We start from the raw sequence: 18,471 nt of genomic DNA on the forward strand, positions 1-18,471 counted from the left end.
GCTTCAGTCAGCGAAGCTTCCCGGGGATCACTACCGAGGACCGCGAATGCGTGATGCGGTTGATCCTCCTGTTTAGTTTTCTACTGAAGAAGGCGGCCCGTTCCGTGCAGGAAAGGGCCGCCCCCTAAGTCAGACTAGCGGCGCAGGCCGAGACGCTCGATGAGCGCACGGTAGCGGGCGATGTCAGTCTTCTTGAGGTAGGTCAGCATGCGCTTGCGACGACCAACCATGGCCAGCAGACCGCGCTGGGTGTGGAAGTCGTGCTTGTGCTCCTTCATGTGCTCAGTGAGATCCTTGATCCGCTGAGTCAGGACGGCAACCTGGACCTCGGGTGAACCGGTGTCGCCTTCGGTGGTTGCGAATTCCTTGATGATGGACTGCTTTACAGCGGCGTCAAGTGCCACAATAACTCCTTGAGATGTGCCGTGAGGCCCGAATCAGTAACTCACTGCCGGGTGTGCAGGCGCGCACCAGCCCGTCAAAGCAGGCGGTACGCACGAAACAGGATCCAGCAACCACGGACTGCAGCCGGATCCACCGTTTAGTTTACCGGCCTTGTCGCAATCTTGTCGAAACGCCGCGGCAGCAGTCCGCGGACGGCTGCCATGCCGCGGTGGAGCTCCGCGAAGCTGGTGCTCAGCGGCGACAGGCCGATCCTGATGCCTTCCGGGGCACGGAAATCGGGGATGACGTCCTTGTCCCACAGTGCGGCGGTCACTTCCCGGAAGGACGGATGGTCGACGGTGATGTGGCTGCCCCGCAGCTCAGGGGCGCGGGGTGTGGCGAGCCGGACGCCTGCCGGGGCCAGCCAGGCGTCATGGAGTTCCAGCGCGTACGCGGTCAGGTGCAGGGATTTTTCGCGGACTGCCGCCATCCCCACTTCCTCCAGCAGGTCAAGGGTGCCGCGCATCGCGATCATCCCGAAAATGGCCGGGGTTCCGCTAAGGAAGCCGCGGATGCCCGGAGCAGGCTCATAGCCGGGGCCCATCTCGAATGCGTCCCGGCGTCCCATCCAGCCCCAGATGGGCTGGGCCAGGCCCGCAAGGTGCCTGGCATTGACGTACGCGAACGCGGGCGATCCGGGCCCGCCGTTGAGGTACTTGTAGGTGCAGCCCGCGGCAAAATCGACGCCGGCTGCGTCCAGCTCCACCTCCACCGAACCCGCCGAGTGGCACAGATCCCACACCATCAGCGCTCCGGCGTCGTGCACTGCCGCCGTGATGCCCGGCAGGTCCGCGAGGAACCCGGACCGGTACGCCACATGGCTGAGGAGCACGACGGCGGTGGACGGCCCCGCTGCCTCCCTCACCTGGTCAAGGGTTACCCCGGAGTCGGGGTCGGCGTCGATCCAGCGCAGTGTCAGCCCCTCTTCCCGTGCGATGCCCTCGACAAGGTAGCGGTCCGTGGGGAAGTTGTCGGTGTCCAGGACGATCTCTGTCCTCGCAGGATCCTTGACGGCGGCAAGGGCGGCGCGGATCAGCTTGTAGAGCACCACGGTGGTGGAATCGGCAAGGATGGTCTGGCCGGGTGCGGCGCCCAGGACGACGCGGCCCAGCTGGTCTCCTATGGCCTGGGGCAATTCCAGCCATTCCTCGTCCCAGCCGCGGATCAGGCGGCCTCCCCAGCCGGCATGGATGAAGGCGTTGATGTCGTCGGCTGTCCGTTTGAGCGGGCGGCCCAGGGAGTTGCCGTCAAGGTAGGACAGGTCCGTGTCCGTCCCGATGAACTTCTCCCGGCAGGCGGACAGGGGGTCGGCGTCGTCGAGCAGGTGGGCGCGCTCGAGGAGTACGTCGTCGTGGGCCTCGCTAAGGGTGGTCACTGGCCGATCTCCGTCCGCACGGCGAACAGTTCGGGGAAGAATGTCAGTTCGAGGGCTTTCTGGAGGAAGGCCACGCCGCTGGAGCCACCGGTTCCGCCCTTCATGCCGATGGTCCGCTGCACGGTCCGCAAGTGCCGGAACCGCCACAGCTGGAAGTTGTCCTCGAGGTCCACGAGTTCCTCGCATGCCTCGTAGGCGCCCCAGTTGTCGGACGCGTTCTCGTAGATGTGCTTGAACAGCGGGACGAGCTCGGGCGCGAACTCGTGGGCCTTGGTGACGTCGCGGTTGAGGACGGAGGCGGGTACCTCGAAGCCCTGACGGTGCAGGTACGCGAGGAACTCGTCGTAGATGCTCGGAGCGTCAAGGACTTCCTGCAGCAGGGCGTGGGCCTCCGGGTCCGATTCAAAGACCGGCAGCATCTTCCGGTTCTTGTTGCCCAGCACGAATTCCACGGCCCGATATTGGCTTGACTGGAATCCCGAGGAGTTCCCGAGGAAGCCGCGGAACTGCGAATACTCCGTGGGTGTCAGGGTGGCGAGCACGGACCACTGCTCGGTGAGGGTTTTCTGGATGTGCTTGACGCGGGCGATCCCTTTCAGGGCAGTGCCCAGATCGTCCGCCCGGAGGTGTTCTGCCGCGCTGCGAAGTTCATGCAGCACCAGCTTGAGCCAGAGCTCGGTAGTCTGATGCTGGATGATGAACAGCATTTCGTCATGGTGTTCCGGTGTGCTGACGGGCTGCTGCGCACTCAGCAGCGTGGGCAGCTGCAGGTACGCCCCATAGCTCATTCTGGAACTGAAATCGCGGACGATTCCCTTGTCCAGTTTCCTGGTGTTCTTCTCCACGGTCACAGCGTTGCCTTCCTTGCCAAGTACTGTGTGGGGCGCCGAATCAGCGCTTGCGAAGGAGGTCGTGGGCCTGCACGACGTCCTGGCGCATCTGCTCCACGAGGGCTTCAGGCCCACGGTACGCCACCATGCCACGGAGCCTCGCGACAAACTCCACAACTACTGTCTGGCCGTACAGATTGAAGTCGTCAATGGATTCCTGGGGACGGTCGATGACGTGGGCCTCCACCTGGCGGCTGACGCCGTCGAAGGTCGGGTTGGAGCCAACCGAGATGGCGGCCGGCCACCGGGTGCCGTCCTGGTCCACCAGCCAGCCTGCATAGATGCCGTCGGCGGGGATGAGTCCGCTGGCGTCAGAGGAGAGGTTGGCGGTGGGAAAACCGAGGGCGCGCCCCCGGGCGGCCCCGTGGACCACTTCCCCGCGCATCTGGTGCGGGCGTCCCAGCACGGCAGCCGCCGTGGCGACGTCGCCTTCCATCAGTGCCTCACGCACCCAGGTGGACGAACAGCGGCGGTCCATGCCGCCGTCGTCGTGGAGGGGAAAGCCCTCCGAGCCGAATTCACTGATAACGAGAACCTCAAAGCCGAACTCCTCCCCCAGTTTCCGCATGGTGTTCAGGTCTCCGGAATTGCCGCGGCCAAAACGCGTATCGTGGCCAATGACCACGTGGCTCGCATGGAGGGCGTCGACGAGGACCGTGCCTACGAACTCCTCCGGGGTGAGGCTGGCGAGTTCGAGCGAGTACTTCATGACGAGCACCGCGTCCAAACCGAGTTCGCCGAGCGCCTGGAGCTTGTCCTGCAGTCCCATGATGAGCTCGGGTGCGGACTCCGGCCGGTGGACCTGGGAGGGGTGGGGGTCAAACGTGACGGCGACGGACCGTGCCCTATTCAGCCTGGCTGTCCGGATCAGCTGGGACAGCACCTGCTGGTGGCCGCGGTGGACGCCGTCGAAGTTGCCGATAGTGACAACGGAAGGACCAAAGTCGCCGGGGACTTCGGTCGGATCGTTCCAGATGTGAACCATCAACCTCGCCTTTTACTGCCTGACACGAATCTGTCCGGCTGCCGCCGGGGCGCCGGAACTCTCTAAGGTTACCCGCAATCGCCGGAGCGCACGGACGGCCGCCTGCGCCGGGATCAGTCCCGCGGCGGACCTAGCGAGCGGCCGCGGCGGGCCGCCTGCGGTACAGCCAGACCAGGCCCAGCACGGGGAGGACCAGGGGAATGAAGGCGTAGCCCCGGCCGAACAGGGACCACACCGTCTCATGCGGGAACTGGACAGCGTCGAAGACGCTCAGCGCGCCCACGACCACCACGCCGACGAGTTCCACGAGCACGGCGGCGACCGATATCCGGAACCAGATCCGCCCCGGCTTGGCGAGCGAAACCGTGGCCACAACGTAGACCAGAGCGGCGAAGGCGGACAGCAGGTAGGCCAGCGGCGCCTCGGAGAACTTGGTGAGGATCTGGTAGCCGGCGCGCGCGGTGGCTGAAATGGCGAACACCGCGTATACGGCGATGAGGAGGCGCCCCGGGCCCGTGTTGCGGGTGTCGGTGGTCTTGCGACTGTTATGTGCGGTGTGCGCGGGCGTTGCGGTCACGTTGTTTTCTTCCAATTCAGTACCAGATCTGGTTCATTCGCGCGGCCATGACCAAGGCAGTCACTCCCACGGCGGCGAGGACAAAATTGCTCCAGCGGGTCCGTTCCAGGATGGACCAGTACACCGCCGCGACGGGCAGCAGCAGGGCAGTCACGAGATAGCCCCAAAACTCCCAGGCCTCTCCCGCGATCGGCTCCCCGGCGATGACCCTGACGATCGAGCCCACGAGATAGACAAGCAGGGCCAGCTCCACAGCGGCCACCGACAGGATGGTGACATCGTTGGGGGCCTTCTTCAGGATTCCCGCGACCGCACAGATGACGGTGGACAGGAGCCCGACAACAAGGATGATGTAGAAATAGGCGTCCACGGTCAGCCAGCCCGCTCGCTGGGGGCGGTGCCGCCGGTTCCCGGCGCAAAGACGAGAACCGGCTTGGCGAAGCTGCCGGTATCAGCCAGCAGTGCCACGAGGGACCCGTCGGGAGCAAACGCCGCGGCCGGGCGTTCAGCGGTGGCCGCCTGGGCAGAGCCGGCCGGTGCCCCCGCAGCGATGCGGCGGCCAAAGGATATCTCCGTGGTTTCATCCGCGGTGAGCTCCCGGTTGGGCATCAGCGCACGGGCTGCCTGGGAGATATCCAGAACCTCGAGGTCGTCGGCAAGCTGTTCGAGGGTCCGGGCCTGGTCCAGGGAGTAGGGTCCCACGTGCGTCCTGCGCAGCGCCGTCAGATGGCCTCCGACACCAAGCGAGCTACCCAGGTCCCGGGCCAGTGCACGGATATAGGTTCCGGAGGAGCACTCCACGGTGACGTCAACGTCCACCACGGAACCGCCCCTGTCAGGCCGGATGCCGTGTACCTCGAAGCGGTGGATGGTCACCGCCCTGGCCGCGAGCTGAACGTCCTCGCCGGACCGGACACGGGCATAGGCCCGCTCTCCGTTGACTTTGATTGCGCTGACGCTGCTGGGCACCTGCTGGATGTCGCCCGTCAGGGATGCAATTCCGGCGCGGATGTCCGACTCCGTGACCGCGGCCGCGCTGGCCGTGGCCACCACCTCACCCTCGGCATCGTCAGTGACGGTGGATTCGCCGAGCCGGATGGTCGCCGTGTACGTCTTCGATGTTCCCACGATGTACGTGAGCAGGCGCGTGGCCTTGTTGATTCCAACCACGAGCACGCCGGTGGCCATGGGATCCAGCGTTCCCGCATGGCCCACTTTCCGGGTACCGGCGATCCGCCGCATCCGTCCAACCACATCGTGGCTGGTCCATCCCTGCGGCTTGTCCACTATTACCAGTCCAGAAAGCACGCCTCCCAGTATATCGGCGCGCGCCGACCCGCCCGTCAGCCTCCTTTCTCCCTTCAGGCCGGCAGGCCTGCAGCACACCAGCTGCGCCGGGCTAGGATGACGTCATGCCTGAGCTTGCACAGCACATACGCGACGTCCCCGTCAATCAAATCCGTGAAATCACCGAGGCGGCATGGCGAACGCCCGGTGCGGTGGTGCTGAGTATCGGCGAGCCCGGGTTTCCGCTCCCCCGGCACGTGCTGGACGCGGGCATAGCGTGCCTGGACCGCGACGAAACGAACTACACGCCAAACGCCGGAATTCCGGCGCTCCGGGAAGCCTTCGCCGCCAGGTTCCGGGAGCAGTCCGGCGCCGACATCGGCGCGGACCGCGTGTATGTGGTGGCCGGCGCGCAGCAGGGGCTGCACCTTGCCATGAGCCTCCTCCTCGGCCCAGGGGATGAGATCCTGATCCCCAACCCCGGCTATCCCACGTTCGCCATGACAGGCCGGCTGCTGCACGCTGTCCCTGTGCGCTATCCCCTCTATCCGGAGTACGACTTCCAGCCGCGGATCGAGGACGTGGAAGCGCTGATCACGGACCGGACCCGCGTCCTCATGCTCAATTCGCCGTCGAACCCCCTGGGTGCCGTGCTGGGCGAGGACGTGACCCGGCAGCTCGTAGACCTTGCGCGCCGGCATGACCTCTGGATCATTTCCGATGAATGCTATGAGGCATTCACCTATGACGTCCCCCACGTAAGCGCCGCGCGTTTCGACAGCAGCGAACCCGGTGAGGCGAGGGTGTTCACCTCGCTGACGCTTTCCAAGACCTATGGACTGACAGGACTTCGGATCGGCGCCCTCGTCTGCCCACCGGGACTGGAGCAGCGGATGAACAATGTGATGGAGGCTGTGGTCTCCTGCGTGGCCTCGCCCTCGCAGTATGCGGCCCTTGCTGCGCTGACCGGTCCGCAGGACTACGTCGCAAATGCGCGCGCACATTACCGGGCCAACCGCGATGCCGCCTCCGCCATCCTGCGCGCCAAGGGCATTCCGTTCCTCTCCGCACAGGGGGCCTTCTACCTGTGGGCGGACGTGTCCCATGTGAGCGGGGGCGATGTGCGGACCTGGGTCCGGACGTTCCTCGCGGAGGCGGGCGTGTCCTTCGCTCCAGGAACCGCGTTCGGGTCCATTGGAGAAGGCTGGATCCGGATCGCGCTGTGCAGCAGCCCGGAAGGACTCGTGGAGGGCGTCAGCCGCCTGCCGGCGCGGTGCTGAGTCCGGGCTGCCGCATGCAGCGTACGCCGTCAGCCGCGGCTGCCGGCGAGGGCTGACTCCAGCCAGGACCGCAGCGCGGGAGCAGGAGCCGCCCCGACCTGGCGGGCCACGACTTTCCCGTCGACGATGATCATCAGCGTGGGAATGGACTGCACGGCAAAACGCCGGGACAGTTCCGGGGCACGGTCCACGTCAACCTTCACGAGCTTGAGCTGCCCGGCCTTCTCGCGGGCAATCCCGTCAAGGACCGGGCTCACCGTCCGGCACGGGCCGCACCAGGCGGCCCAGAAGTCAACGAGGACCGGGACCGTGGACTGCTCAGCGATGCCGGTGAAATCACCGTCGCCCGCCGGAACGATCCATGGCAGGTCCTGGCGGCAGCTTCCGCAGCGCGGGTGCCCGGCGGCTGCAGCGGGAAGCCTGTTGGTCTTGCCGCAGCGGGGACAGGTGGTCAGCTGGGACTGCATGGGTCAGTAGTCGGTGCGTTCGACGTTATTGAGCCAGGCGTTAAAGGGAGCGCCCGACGTCGGAACCGGGGTGTGGCTGACCGGCAGCAGCTCCGGCCGGGTACCGCCGAAATATTCGTAGAACACCGCATCGTCGAATCCGGCGGCCGCGGCACCGTGGCGGTCGGCGGCGAAGTAGACGCGGTCGATGCGGGCCCAGAGCGCCGCCGCCAGGCACAGCGGGCACGGCTCGCAGCTGGTGTATAGGACGGCACCGCTGAGATCGAAGTTCGCCGTTTCCGCCGCCGCGGTGCGGATGGCCACCACTTCGGCATGCGCCGTGGGGTCGTTGTCCCGGGTGACGCGGTTGACGCCTTCATGCGCCGTTCCGTCCGCGGTGACCACGAGCGCACCGAAGGGTCCTCCCCCGGCCGCCACGTTTCTCTCGGCCAGGGCGACTGCCTCGGTCAGGTACTCCAGGACATCTGCTTCGGTCGGTTGCGCAGGCATGCTCTGATCATAGCCAGAACGGCGCGTTTTGCCGGGGCTTCCCCTCAGCGGTTTTCCGCGGCCATCGACATCTCCCTAAGAGCGGCGCTAAACTACGCGCGTTGGGGCGCCCTGTTTTTACGGGCCGGTTCAATGGTCTCTATGCACTGGATGCTAGCACCGACATTGGAGACGCAATGAAAAGCCAATTATCATCCGTAGCAGTTCTGGCCATCGCCACTGCACTCTTGGCCCCAGCCCCCGCCACTCATGCCTCCGAGAACAGCGTGCCAGCAGCACCCGTGGTTCTAGCCGGGGGGCTGGTGAGTCCCTTGCACATCGGCTCAGGGCCGAATGGCTCCGTCCTGGTAAGCGAGCAATTCGCCGGCAGGCTGACGCAAATCGCAGCGAACGGTGAACGTTCCGTAGTTTACGAAAACCCAAAGTGGTCTGTTGCTGGCAGCGACCGTCGCGGCGGAACTATCTACGTTGCTGAAAGTCAAGGGGCGGGCGGCTTTGACGGCATGCCGCTGGCGGGGCACATTCGGAGCATAGCTGCCGACGGCACGCAGCGGACCTTCGGCGATCTGGCTGCCCTGGAAATCAGCGAAAACGCCGACGGCGGCACGAGCTACGGTTTCGAAAACCTGCCCACGGAGTGCGCCGCCTTGCTGCCCCCGGAAGTGCGGGTGGCGTACAAAGGCACGGTTGACTCCCACCCCTATGGAATGGACATTGGCGTAAATGGCAGCACCATTTATATCGCTGACGCAGGAGCCAACAGCATAGTCGCTGTCAATGTGAAGACTGGAGAAACGGAAACTGTCGCAGTTCTTCCACCACGGCCTTTCCTTGTAACTGCCGAAGTGGCAGGGAGCCAGGGACTGCCGGCGTGCACGGTAGGCCATACTTACGCGTTTGAACCAGTCCCGACCGACGTTGAGCTGGGCCAGGACGGCTGGCTGTATGTAACGTCTCTGCCGGGAGGACCGGAAGACCCGGCGCTCGGTGCACGCGGCGCCGTGTTCAAGGTCAATCCGGACGACGGTGAGGTGAAAGTGTTTGCCGACAAAATTATGTCGCCGACCGGAATCGACATGGATGATGCCGGAAATGTGTATGTGGCGTCTCTCTTCGGGGAAGGTGTTCTCAAGCTCTCTGCGCACTCCGGCAAGCAGCGTGTGGTCCTGTCCGCGATGCTCACCGCCGATGTGAACGTCAGCGGCGGTAAAATCTACGCCACGGTGAACACACTGTCGGAGCCTCCGGCTCCGCCGGCAGGGCAGGTAGTTTTCCGCCCGCTCAAAGATCGCTAGATGTATTAATCGATAACCAGCGCAGGTCAAACCAGGGCTGGCATGAGAAATGGTGCGGCCGGATCCATTGGATCCGGCCGCACCGTTTTCTTTACTGCTTTTCTTTACTGCTGACTCGCTCTGGGCCTACTTGCTCTGGTCCTCGTCGATGTCGTCGTTGCCGCCGAGGACCGTGTCCTCTTCGTCGAAGTCGTCTTCGTCGATGTCCACGTCCGCCGGAACGTCGCTCTTGTACGGGTCCGCGTCACCGGCGTGCTTTGCGTTCTCCGCCAGCGCCGCAACCTCGGCGTCGCGCTTCTTCGCGGCGCGGAGCAGCTCCTCCAGGTTGGAGGCGTTCACGGGAATCTGGTCCGCAACGAACTCCAGCGTGGGGGTCAGCCGGACCGTGATGTTGCGGCCGACTTCCTGGCGCAGCACACCCCGTGCCTTCTCCAAGCCCTTCGCAGCATCAGCCTGCACGGCCTGGTCACCGAACACGGTGTAGTAGATAGTGGCGTGCTGCAGGTCATTGGTCACCCGGGCATCAGTGACAGTAATGCCCTCAAGCCGCGGATCCTTAACCTTCCGGCCAAGGGCCTCTGCAACAACAACCTTAATCCGCTGCGCCAACTTGGCAGCGCGTGCCGGATCAGCCATTTTTACTCCTAAAAATTTAAATGTACGACGGCGCAATGGCAGTAACGTACACAAGTTCGATTGATTGCCGTGCACTTGGGGGCGGGCCCCTTGTCGGCGGCAAAATGCGGGGCCGCCGGAAAATCCAACGGCCCCGCACCTATGTAACGCTAGGACACTTTAGACGCGCGGCTTCTCGCGCATCTCGAAGGTCTCGATGATGTCGCCTTCGTTGATGTCGTTGTACGAACCAAGCCCGATACCACACTCGAAGTCCGTGCGGACCTCGGTGGCATCGTCCTTGAAGCGCTTGAGCGTCTCAACGGTGAGGTTGTCGCCGATGACCTTGCCGTCGCGGCTGATGCGGGCCTTCGTGTTGCGTCGGATGATGCCCGAGCGAACGATGGAGCCTGCAATGTTGCCGAACTTGGAGGAACGGAACACCTCGCGGACCTCGGCGGTGCCAAGCTGGACTTCCTCGTACTCCGGCTTGAGCATGCCCTTGAGGGCCATCTCAATGTCATCGATTGCTGAGTAGATGACGGAGTAGAAGCGCATGTCCACGCCTTCGCGGTCTGCCAGTTCGGCAACACGCTCGGCGGGCTTGACGTTGAAGCCGATGATGACGGCGCTGTCGACCGTTGCCAGGTTGACGTCGTTCTGCGTGATGGCACCGACACCGCGGTGGATAACGCGGAGCTGGACACCCTCGCCGACGTCGATCTTGAGCAGCGCGTCCTCGAGGGCTTCCACGGCACCGGACACGTCACCCTTGAGGATGAGGTTGAGGGTGTCGATCTTGCCTTCGGCGACGGCCTGGTCGAAGTCTTCCAGGCTGATGCGCTTGCGGCGCTTGGCCAGGGCGGCGTTGCGGTCGGCTGCTTCACGCTTCTCGGCGATCTGGCGGGCGGTGCGCTCGTCAGCGGTCACGAAGAAGGTGTCGCCGGCGCGCGGCACGTTGGACAGACCCAGGACCTGAACGGGGCGGGACGGGCCGGCCTCGGTCAGGGCGCTGCCGTCGTCGTCGAACATTGCACGGACACGGCCGTGGGCCGTACCGGCAACGATCGTGTCGCCGACGCGCAGGCTGCCGGACTGGACCAGGACAGTTGCCACGGAACCGCGGCCCTTGTCGAGGTTGGCTTCGATCGCGATACCGCGGGCGTCCTTGTTCGGGTTGGCCCGCATGTCCAGAGCGGCATCTGCCGTGAGCAGCACGGCCTCGAGCAGCTCGTCGATGTTCAGGTTCTGGCGTGCGGAGACCTCAACGAACATGGTGTCGCCACCATACTCTTCGGGAACCAGGCCGTACTCGGTCAGCTGGCCGCGGACCTTGTCCGGGTTGGCGCCTTCCTTGTCGATCTTGTTCACGGCCACGACGATCGGCACGTTGGCCGCCTGGGCGTGGTTGAGGGCTTCCACGGTCTGGGGCATGACGCCGTCATCCGCTGCGACCACGAGGATGGCAATGTCCGTGACCTTCGCACCACGGGCACGCATGGCGGTGAACGCCTCGTGGCCAGGGGTGTCGATGAAGGTGACCTTGCGGTCTTCGCCTTCGTGGTTGTGCGTGACCTGGTAGGCACCGATGTGCTGGGTGATGCCGCCGTGCTCGCCCGCCATGACGTCGGACTTGCGGATGGCATCGAGCAGGCGGGTCTTACCGTGGTCGACGTGGCCCATGACGGTGACTACTGGAGGACGTGCCTCGAGGTCTTCGTCGCCTTCTGCCTCAAGCTCGGCGTCGAAGTCGATGTCGAAGGTGCTGAGCAGCTCGCGCTCCTCGTCCTCCGGCGATACGACCTGAAGCTTGTAGCCAAGCTCCTCACCCAGCAGTGCAAAGGTTTCCTCATCCAGCGACTGGGTGGCCGTTGCCATTTCACCGAGGTGGAAGAGCACGGTCACCAGCGCAGCGGGGTTCGCCTCGATCTTGTCGGCGAAGTCCGTGATGGATGAGCCACGGCGCAGCCGGACTACGGTGTTGCCGTCGCCGCGGGGTACGCTCACGCCACCCAGCGACGGGGCGCTCATCTGCTCAAGTTCCTGACGCTTTGCACGCTTCGACTTGCGCTGCTTGCCACGGCCTGCGCCGCCCTTACCGAAGGCACCCTGGGTTCCGCCGCGGCCGCGGCCGCCCTTGCCGAAACCGCCGCCGGCCGGAGCGCCGCCGCCTGCACCGGGAGCACCACCGGTGCCGGGGGCACCGCCGGGACGTCCCGGACCACGGCCTCCGCCGCCGGGACGGCCTGCACCAGCCGGTGCCGGACGCTCAGTGCGGTTGGGCATCATGCCGGGAGTGGGACGGTTTCCACCGGCTCCACCCGCGGGACGCGGACCACCAGCGCCCGGCGCGCCACCGGTACGCGGAGCACCGGGACGGGGACCGCCCGAAGCACCACCGGTACGCGGAGCGCCCGGACGGGGACCGCCGGCGCCTGCTGCGGGGCGGGGACCGCCGGGACGGTCACCGTCAGTGCGGCTGCCGCCCGGACGGGGCATGCCCTGGGACGTCGCGAACGGGTTGTTGCCCGGGCGCGGCGGACGGTCTCCGTCGCCGCCACGCCCGCGGGGCATGCCCTGGGACGTTGCAAACGGGTTGTTGCCGGGACGGGGACCGCCGGGGCGGGGAGCGGAGCCACCCTGTCGAGCCGCGGGCGTTGCCGGAGCTTCTGCTTTGGGGGCCGGACGCGCGCCGGGCTTGGCGCCCGTCGAGGGAGCGGCGGGGGCAGCCGGCGAGGGAGTTGCCGGGGTTGCGGCAGCGGGAGCAGCAGGTGCTGCAGGCGCGGCCGGCGCTGCCGGAGTTTCAGCCTTGGGTGCCGGTGCCGGAGCGGGTGCCGCTGCCGGGGCCGGAGCCTGGGCCTTCGGGGCAGCCGGACCGGGAGCCGGGGCGGGGCGTGATTCTGCTGCCTTGGCCGGAGCCTTGGGAGCGCTGGCGGGCGCTTCGGTCTTCGAAGCGGCCGCAGCCGGGAAGGCGTTACGGAGTTTCCGCACAACGGGGGCCTCAATGGTGGAAGAGGCAGAGCGAACGAATTCGCCCAGTTCCTGCAGTTTTGTCACTGCATCTTTGGAAGTAATACCGAGCTCTTTAGCAAGCTCATGTACGCGGACCTTGGCCACATTTCTCCTGTCTCGGTCCGCACCGAGCCAGGCACGAACCGTCTACTTCTTACTGCGGACCTCCGCCGCGAGTGCAGCTGAAAGGTCCATTGCAGAGCGCAACAAAGTTGTCATCGTTGCGCACTCATCGCTGGGAACTCATCGGGTTTCCATCAGTTTTCTGACCCGCTTTCAGGTTGGACGGTTGTTGCTGCGGCCACCGGGGTGTCCACGGCGTGCGTGCCTGCCATGATCCGGCGTTCGACGGCTGCGGTCTCGGTTGCGCCCCTGAGGGCCCTTCCAAATGCACGCCGCTTGACCGCCAGGGCCAGGCACGCTTCGCTGGGGTGCAGCCATGCACCCCGGCCAGCCATCCGGCGTCGTTCATCCACTACGACGGCGGATGATCCGCCGGCGTCGGAGACGAGCCGGAGTAACTCAGACCGTGGCCCTTTCTTTCGGCATCCGATGCAGGTACGTTCCGGCTGATTCCCGAGGTGTTGCACTGCTGCCACTGTCGAGTATCTTCCTGCCTGTACTTATCTGCCTGCCCGCTGCTCTGCCGCTGCCGTCTGGCAGAGGCGGGAACACATATGGGCACACTGATGCCGGCTGCTAGGCACGGTCATGTTCCATTCTAGCCCCTCAGGGCCCCCTGACCCGAAATGCCGGACGAAACTGCCCGCTGCAATCGCGGGCAGTCTCACATCCGGCCCAGGCGCGGGTGAACTGCGGAAACGTTCCTTTTACGTGCGCGGCGCTGCAGCGTCGGACACAATATCGATGCGCCAGCCGGTCAGCTTCGCCGCGAGCCGGGCGTTCTGGCCTTCCTTGCCGATGGCGAGGGACAGCTGGTAGTCCGGCACAACAACGCGGGCGGACCGGGTGGCCTCATCCGTAATGGTGACGGAATTCACACGCGACGGGGACAGTGCGCTGGCGATGAACGTTGCGGGATCCTCGCTGAAGTCGACGATGTCAATCTTTTCGTCGTTCAGCTCGGTCATGACTGCGCGCACGCGGGAACCCATTTCGCCGATGCAGGCGCCCTTGGCGTTAATGCCGGGGGTGTTGGCCTTCACGGCGATCTTGGTGCGGTGCCCGGCTTCGCGGGCCAGCGCGACGATCTCCACCGAGTGGTCGGCGATTTCCGGAACTTCCAGCTCGAAGAGCTTCCGCACGAGGCCCGGGTGGGACCGGGACAGCGTGATGGAAGGGCCCTTGGTGCCGCGGTGCACGTCGATCACGTAGGCGCGGAGCCGGTTTCCGTGGAGGTACTTCTCCCCCGGGACCTGCTCGGGCGGCGGCAGCAGCGCTTCCACGGTTCCCAGGTTGACCTGGATCATGTGCGGGTTGTTGCCCTGCTGGATCAGTCCCGCTACGAGTTCGCCCTCGCGGCCCTTGAATTCGCCCAGGACGTTGTCGTCCTCAACGTCGCGAAGCCGCTGGAGGATGATCTGGCGCGCGGTGCTCGCCGCGATCCGGCCGAAACCGGCAGGCGTGTCCTCGAACTCGCCGATGGGCACGCCGTCGTCGTCGATTTCCGTGGCCCAGATGGTCACGTGCCCGCTTTTGCGGTCCAGTTCCGCGCGGGCTTTCTCGAAGGCGCCCGGGGACTTGTGGTAGGCGACCAGCAGTGCCTGCTCGATTGTGGGGATGAGGAGATCCAGCGGGATTTCGCGCTCACGCTCCAGGAGTCTCAGTGCGCTCATGTCAATATCCATCAGGCCTCCTCAGAAGGTCCATTGTGCTCATTTTCCAGACCGGCCTCGTCGAGGTGGCTGAACTCAATTTCGACTTTTCCGCTGCGGATCTTGTCGAAAGGAAGTTTTACGGGGTCACCCTGCTTGGGCTTCATGCCTTTTTTAACGGCAATTTCCGGGACCAGCGTCACACCGGAATCGTCAACCGACTGGATCCGGCCCGTGACGTTGTCACCCTGGATCACGCTGACGCTCACCATCCGGCCACGGGCACGGTGCCAGTGCCGGGGTTCCTTCAGGGGGCGCCCCACTCCCGGCGAGGAAACCTCGAGGTCGTACGGGCGGCTGTCCGTGCTGGGGTCGTTGTCCAGAATGTCGGAGAGTTCCTTGGAGATGTCCGCGATGACATCGAGGCTGACCCCGCCGGTTTCTTCCTGGGGCAGGTCCACCACCACGTGGACCACGCGGTTGGAGCCTGCGACGTTGATGGCAACATCCTCCAGGTACAGCCTGTGCGCCTGAACCGCGGGCTCAAGCAAAGACCGGAGGCGTTCAGCCTCGGGGTTAAGGACAGCCGCGGGCTCAGCCTTTCCCGCGTCGGTCCGGTCTGATGAAGTCGTGGCTTCTGCATTGCTCACGATGCCGGCCGCCTCCCTATAGATGATGTTGTGACTACTAGCGTAACGATATTCCGGCGGCCTTGGTGCACGGAGTTCGCTGCGGCCATGACAACATAGTCTGTTGTGAAAGACGACACCAGGGAAAGCGGCCGGACGACGAACTATTTCCGGTATGCCCTCGCCGCCTTCACGGCTCTTCTGGTGCTCAGCCTGGGTTTTGCGCTGATTCCGCGGCCCTCTGCGGAGCCCGCCGCCCCGCCTTTTTCCGAGCAGGCACGGGCATCCGCCCTGGCTGAAACCCTGCGGCTGCGGTCAGTCAGCCAGCAAATGGCAAAGGACTCCTCCGGTGCCGAGCGGCTGATGTATTCCCGCACTGTGACATTGCTGACTACGCAGGCGAGGGCACTGCTGCTTCCCTCCGATGCCACTGAGTCTGCTGCTCCTTCCCCGTCGCAGACGGAACCTGCGGGGTCGGAATCTGCGGGGTCGGAGTCTGCGGGTTCGAAGACTGCGGGTTCTGAGACTGCGGCGCCGGCCGCCGCCGGTGGACCTCCAACTGCCTCTCCTCCGCCGTCGGCTTCCTCGCTGTCGGCCGGGCTGTCTGCCAGCGGCAAGCTGCGCCTCGCCCATGCCCACACAGCCGACGGCGGGATGGCGCGCCTGCTGGCGGCCGTCGGCACCGCTCAGCTGGTGCAGGCGATCGCCCTCGCCGGGGCTTCCGGGACACCGGTTCCTGACCTGCCTCCCGCCCCGGCACCAATGCGTACCCTGGCCGCCGGATGCCAACCATCCGGTACCGCAGCTATGCCTTCAGGCGAGGGAGCGCCGTCAGACGAGGGAGTGCCGACAGGCAACGGAACGCCGGCGTCCGTCCCGGCCGAGCCGGCCGGCACGGTACCGCCGGTGGGCGCTGAGCCAAACGAGTCCGCCGGTGCTGCCTCCGCAACGGCTGCCCTCGGACGCGTAGTCCGCACGGAGGTGGAGACCGTCTACGGCTACCAGGTAGCGCTCACCCGGCTCGATGACCAGGCGGCCAGCCAGCGTGCCAGGGATCTGTTGGCCACGCACGAGGCACTGGTGGACGAAGCAGAGACCCACACCCGTGTCCACTGCGCGCCGGTCCCGCCCCGCGAACCCGGCTATGCGCTGGATGCATCATTCCTGAAGAATCCGGCCACCGGATTGGCCAGCCTCGAGGCCGGCACCTTGCCCGTCTACGGCGATCTTGTGGCGCTGAGTGACGGGCCCACCAGGCACTGGGCAATCGCATCGCTCCTGGGAGCCGCACAGCGTGCCGTTGGCTGGGGATCCGATCCCGGCCCCGTCCCCGGACTGGTGCTCGACACCTCGCAGCTTCCCCCTTTGCCGGAAACCGCCACGCCCACAGCGTCGCCTTGACCCCACCGTCCTAATTTCCCGCCGGCCTCTGGCAGGCGGGATGCGGGGGTGGTTTGCTGGATCCATGGAGTCAGCGGACGTTGCAGGATCTCCCCACAACGGATGGCACAACAACGAGCCCCACAACAACGACGTGGTCCACCGCCTGAACTGGCTTCGCGCCGGCGTCCTCGGCGCGAATGACGGCATCGTGTCGGTCGCCGCGATCGTGGTGGGCGTTGCCGGCGCCACCAGCGAGCACGGCCCCATCCTTGCTGCGGGCGCCGCCGGAATGGTGGGCGGCGCAGTATCCATGGCCCTGGGCGAATACGTGTCTGTCAGCAGCCAAAGCGACAGCCAAAAGGACCTGATCGAAAAGGAACGCCACGAGCTCTCCGAGGAGCCTGAGGACGAGCTGCTCGAACTCACGGCCATCTACCGGAGCAAGGGCCTCACCGAGGAAACGGCACAGAAGGTGGCCCGCGAACTCACCGAACACGATGCCCTGGCGGCGCACCTGTCAGCGGAACTGAATATCGACGAACAGGACATCGTGAGCCCGTGGCATGCCGCGTTTGCCTCCGCCATAGCCTTCACCCTGGGTGCGGTCCTGCCCATGCTTGCGATCCTGCTGCCTCCGGAAACCATCCGCGTTGCCGTTACATTCGGAGCCGTCCTGGTGGCCCTGGCCCTCACCGGTGCCCTCGCAGCATGGATCGGTGGCGGATCCAAGGTCCGCGCCGCCACACGCGTGGTGGTGGGCGGCGGGCTCGCACTTGCCGCGACGTTCACCATCGGCAACCTGCTGGGGGCCAGCGGGATCGTCTAGGCGGGCGGCGGCGCTGCCGCGCCCGCGGTATTTCCGGAGCCAGTGAACATCGGCCGGCGGGAGGGCCGCGTCAACTACGATGGGGCTGATGAGCCGCACAACTGCCCTTCCCATACCACCGGACTTTGCGCGCCGCTACTCCCGCAGCAGCGCCGGCCGGTCGTGGTTGGCTTCCCTCCCCGGGCTTGTGCGCAGCCGCATCGAGCATTGGGATCTGGAGGTTGACCTGGAGCCTGGCGCCCTGCCATGGAGCGGGCACGGCGGGATTGTAGTGCCGGTGCGGGCGCAGGGGGTTCCTGCGGCCCTGAAAGTGGCCTTCCCCCACGACGAAGCCCTCGTGGAACGGCATGCATTGGCTCTCTGGAACGGGCATGGAGCCGTCCGCCTGCTTGCCTCGGACGCCGGAACGTGCTCGATGCTCCTTGAACGGCTGGATGCCCAGCGGTCGCTCCAGTCAGAACCAATGGACATTGCCGCCGACGTGTGGGGCAGGCTCATGCGGGAGCTCAGCATCGTGCCCGACGGCCGGACGCAATGGCGGGAGTTCGTCCACGTCGCCGCAAGGGCGGAGCAGTGGAGCGACGATCTTCCCGCCGAATGGGAGCAGCTCGGACGGCCCTTCCCCCGGTGGCTCCTGGAAGCCGCACTTGAAGTGTGCCAGACCAGGGGCGCCGTGGGTCGCCGGACCGGCACTGACGTGCTCGTCAACACGGATTTCCACTTTCTCAACATCCTCGCAAGGCTGGACCGGCGCCCCGGACACGCGTCCTATGCCGCCATCGATCCGCAGCCCATGGTGGGTGAAGCGGAGTTCGCCGTGGCTCCCGTGCTCTGGAACCGGATACCGGACCTGCCTGCCGCGGACCCGGAAGCAGGGCTGCGGGCCCGATGCCGCGACTTCAGCATGGCAGCGGGGCTCGATGCTGAGGTAGCCCGCCAGTGGAGCGTCGCCCGCGAAGTGGACAACGCCCTGTCCTATGCTTCAAAGCCGGGCCACGGCGGTGACCTCGCCAGGTCCCTGTGGGTTGCCAGCACCCTTGCCGGACGGACACTGGAGGGGCTCCCCCCGGCGCATGCGCTGCCCGAGCCGGGCCAGGCCCCCGGGGATTCGCCACCGGTTTAGGGCAAGGGACTCCTGTGCC

General features: G+C 65.8%; 19 protein-coding genes. 5 read left to right on the top strand and 14 right to left on the bottom strand.

The features are described 5' to 3' along the window. Positions 1-134: 134 nt before the first annotated feature. From rpsO to truB, 7 genes are all read right to left on the bottom strand, one after another. Positions 135-404, bottom strand: coding sequence for a 30S ribosomal protein S15 (gene rpsO / locus AC6CH3_RS00290; RefSeq protein ID WP_498130547.1), 270 nt, complete (start codon positions 402-404; stop codon positions 135-137). A gap of 137 nt (positions 405-541) precedes the next feature. Further along, positions 542-1,819: a kynureninase gene (kynU, locus tag AC6CH3_RS00295; protein ID WP_498130548.1), complete on the bottom strand. Its 1,278-nt coding sequence runs from the start codon at positions 1,817-1,819 to the stop codon at positions 542-544. Next, the gene (kynA, locus tag AC6CH3_RS00300) at positions 1,816-2,670 is read right to left on the bottom strand and encodes a tryptophan 2,3-dioxygenase (RefSeq protein WP_498130549.1); all 855 of its coding nucleotides are present in this window, start codon (positions 2,668-2,670) and stop codon (positions 1,816-1,818) included. Before kynA ends, kynU begins: the two co-directional genes overlap by 4 nt. A 40-nt stretch (positions 2,671-2,710) precedes the next feature. Further along, positions 2,711-3,694, bottom strand: a complete 984-nt coding sequence (locus AC6CH3_RS00305) for a bifunctional riboflavin kinase/FAD synthetase (RefSeq protein WP_498130550.1) — start codon at positions 3,692-3,694, stop codon at positions 2,711-2,713. A 130-nt stretch (positions 3,695-3,824) separates the two neighbouring features. Next, complete coding sequence (locus tag AC6CH3_RS00310; protein ID WP_498130551.1) at positions 3,825-4,271, bottom strand: hypothetical protein; 447 nt, start codon at positions 4,269-4,271, stop codon at positions 3,825-3,827. 16 nt (positions 4,272-4,287) lie between these two features. Next, positions 4,288-4,641 carry a hypothetical protein gene (locus AC6CH3_RS00315; protein ID WP_494034128.1) on the bottom strand — a complete coding sequence of 118 codons (354 nt, stop codon included), beginning with the start codon at positions 4,639-4,641 and terminating at the stop codon, positions 4,288-4,290. A gap of 2 nt (positions 4,642-4,643) precedes the next feature. Next, positions 4,644-5,579 carry a tRNA pseudouridine(55) synthase TruB gene (gene truB, locus AC6CH3_RS00320; RefSeq protein ID WP_498130552.1) on the bottom strand — a complete coding sequence of 312 codons (936 nt, stop codon included), beginning with the start codon at positions 5,577-5,579 and terminating at the stop codon, positions 4,644-4,646. 104 nt (positions 5,580-5,683) lie between these two features. Here truB and AC6CH3_RS00325 point away from each other — a divergent pair, with 104 nt between their 5' ends. Beyond that, complete coding sequence (locus AC6CH3_RS00325) at positions 5,684-6,838, top strand: pyridoxal phosphate-dependent aminotransferase (protein WP_498130553.1); 1,155 nt, start codon at positions 5,684-5,686, stop codon at positions 6,836-6,838. A gap of 29 nt (positions 6,839-6,867) precedes the next feature. On the opposite strand, the gene trxA is transcribed toward AC6CH3_RS00325, so the two are convergent. Further along, a complete protein-coding gene (trxA, locus tag AC6CH3_RS00330; RefSeq protein WP_498130554.1) occupies positions 6,868-7,305 on the bottom strand; it encodes a thioredoxin in 438 nt (145 codons plus the stop codon). A gap of 3 nt (positions 7,306-7,308) precedes the next feature. Beyond that, on the bottom strand, positions 7,309-7,794 hold the full coding sequence (locus AC6CH3_RS00335) for a nucleoside deaminase (RefSeq protein ID WP_498130555.1): 486 nt from the start codon (positions 7,792-7,794) through the stop codon (positions 7,309-7,311). 101 nt (positions 7,795-7,895) lie between these two features. Here AC6CH3_RS00335 and AC6CH3_RS00340 point away from each other — a divergent pair, with 101 nt between their 5' ends. After that, positions 7,896-9,089, top strand: coding sequence for a ScyD/ScyE family protein (locus AC6CH3_RS00340; RefSeq protein WP_498130556.1), 1,194 nt, complete (start codon positions 7,896-7,898; stop codon positions 9,087-9,089). A gap of 126 nt (positions 9,090-9,215) precedes the next feature. Here AC6CH3_RS00340 and rbfA read toward each other — a convergent pair whose 3' ends face one another. The 5 genes from rbfA to rimP all read right to left on the bottom strand — a co-directional run bounded on the left by rbfA (position 9,216) and on the right by rimP (position 15,141). Beyond that, positions 9,216-9,725, bottom strand: coding sequence for a 30S ribosome-binding factor RbfA (gene rbfA / locus AC6CH3_RS00345; protein WP_498130557.1), 510 nt, complete (start codon positions 9,723-9,725; stop codon positions 9,216-9,218). Between the two features lie 159 nt (positions 9,726-9,884). Continuing rightward, positions 9,885-12,821: a translation initiation factor IF-2 gene (gene infB, locus AC6CH3_RS00350; RefSeq protein WP_498130558.1), complete on the bottom strand. Its 2,937-nt coding sequence runs from the start codon at positions 12,819-12,821 to the stop codon at positions 9,885-9,887. Between the two features lie 152 nt (positions 12,822-12,973). Then, entirely contained in the window at positions 12,974-13,315 is a 342-nt protein-coding gene (locus tag AC6CH3_RS00355; protein ID WP_498130559.1) for a YlxR family protein, read from the bottom strand. Positions 13,316-13,546: 231 nt separating this feature from the next. Then, positions 13,547-14,524, bottom strand: coding sequence for a transcription termination factor NusA (gene nusA, locus AC6CH3_RS00360; RefSeq protein ID WP_498130560.1), 978 nt, complete (start codon positions 14,522-14,524; stop codon positions 13,547-13,549). Beyond that, positions 14,524-15,141, bottom strand: coding sequence for a ribosome maturation factor RimP (rimP, locus tag AC6CH3_RS00365; protein ID WP_494034120.1), 618 nt, complete (start codon positions 15,139-15,141; stop codon positions 14,524-14,526). The genes nusA and rimP overlap by 1 nt, the downstream gene beginning before the upstream one ends. Positions 15,142-15,246: 105 nt before the next feature. Between rimP and AC6CH3_RS00370 the strand changes: the two genes are divergently transcribed. From AC6CH3_RS00370 to AC6CH3_RS00380, 3 genes are all read left to right on the top strand, one after another. Then, positions 15,247-16,521 (top strand): ferritin-like domain-containing protein, encoded by a 1,275-nt coding sequence (locus AC6CH3_RS00370; RefSeq protein WP_498130561.1) that lies wholly within the window; start codon positions 15,247-15,249, stop codon positions 16,519-16,521. A 64-nt stretch (positions 16,522-16,585) separates the two neighbouring features. Continuing rightward, positions 16,586-17,329 carry a VIT1/CCC1 transporter family protein gene (locus tag AC6CH3_RS00375; protein ID WP_498130562.1) on the top strand — a complete coding sequence of 248 codons (744 nt, stop codon included), beginning with the start codon at positions 16,586-16,588 and terminating at the stop codon, positions 17,327-17,329. 88 nt (positions 17,330-17,417) lie between these two features. Further along, positions 17,418-18,452, top strand: a complete 1,035-nt coding sequence (locus tag AC6CH3_RS00380; RefSeq protein WP_498130563.1) for an aminoglycoside phosphotransferase family protein — start codon at positions 17,418-17,420, stop codon at positions 18,450-18,452. The last annotated feature ends 19 nt before the right edge of the window (positions 18,453-18,471 follow it).

This window comes from Arthrobacter sp. GQ119 (assembly GCF_059759125.1).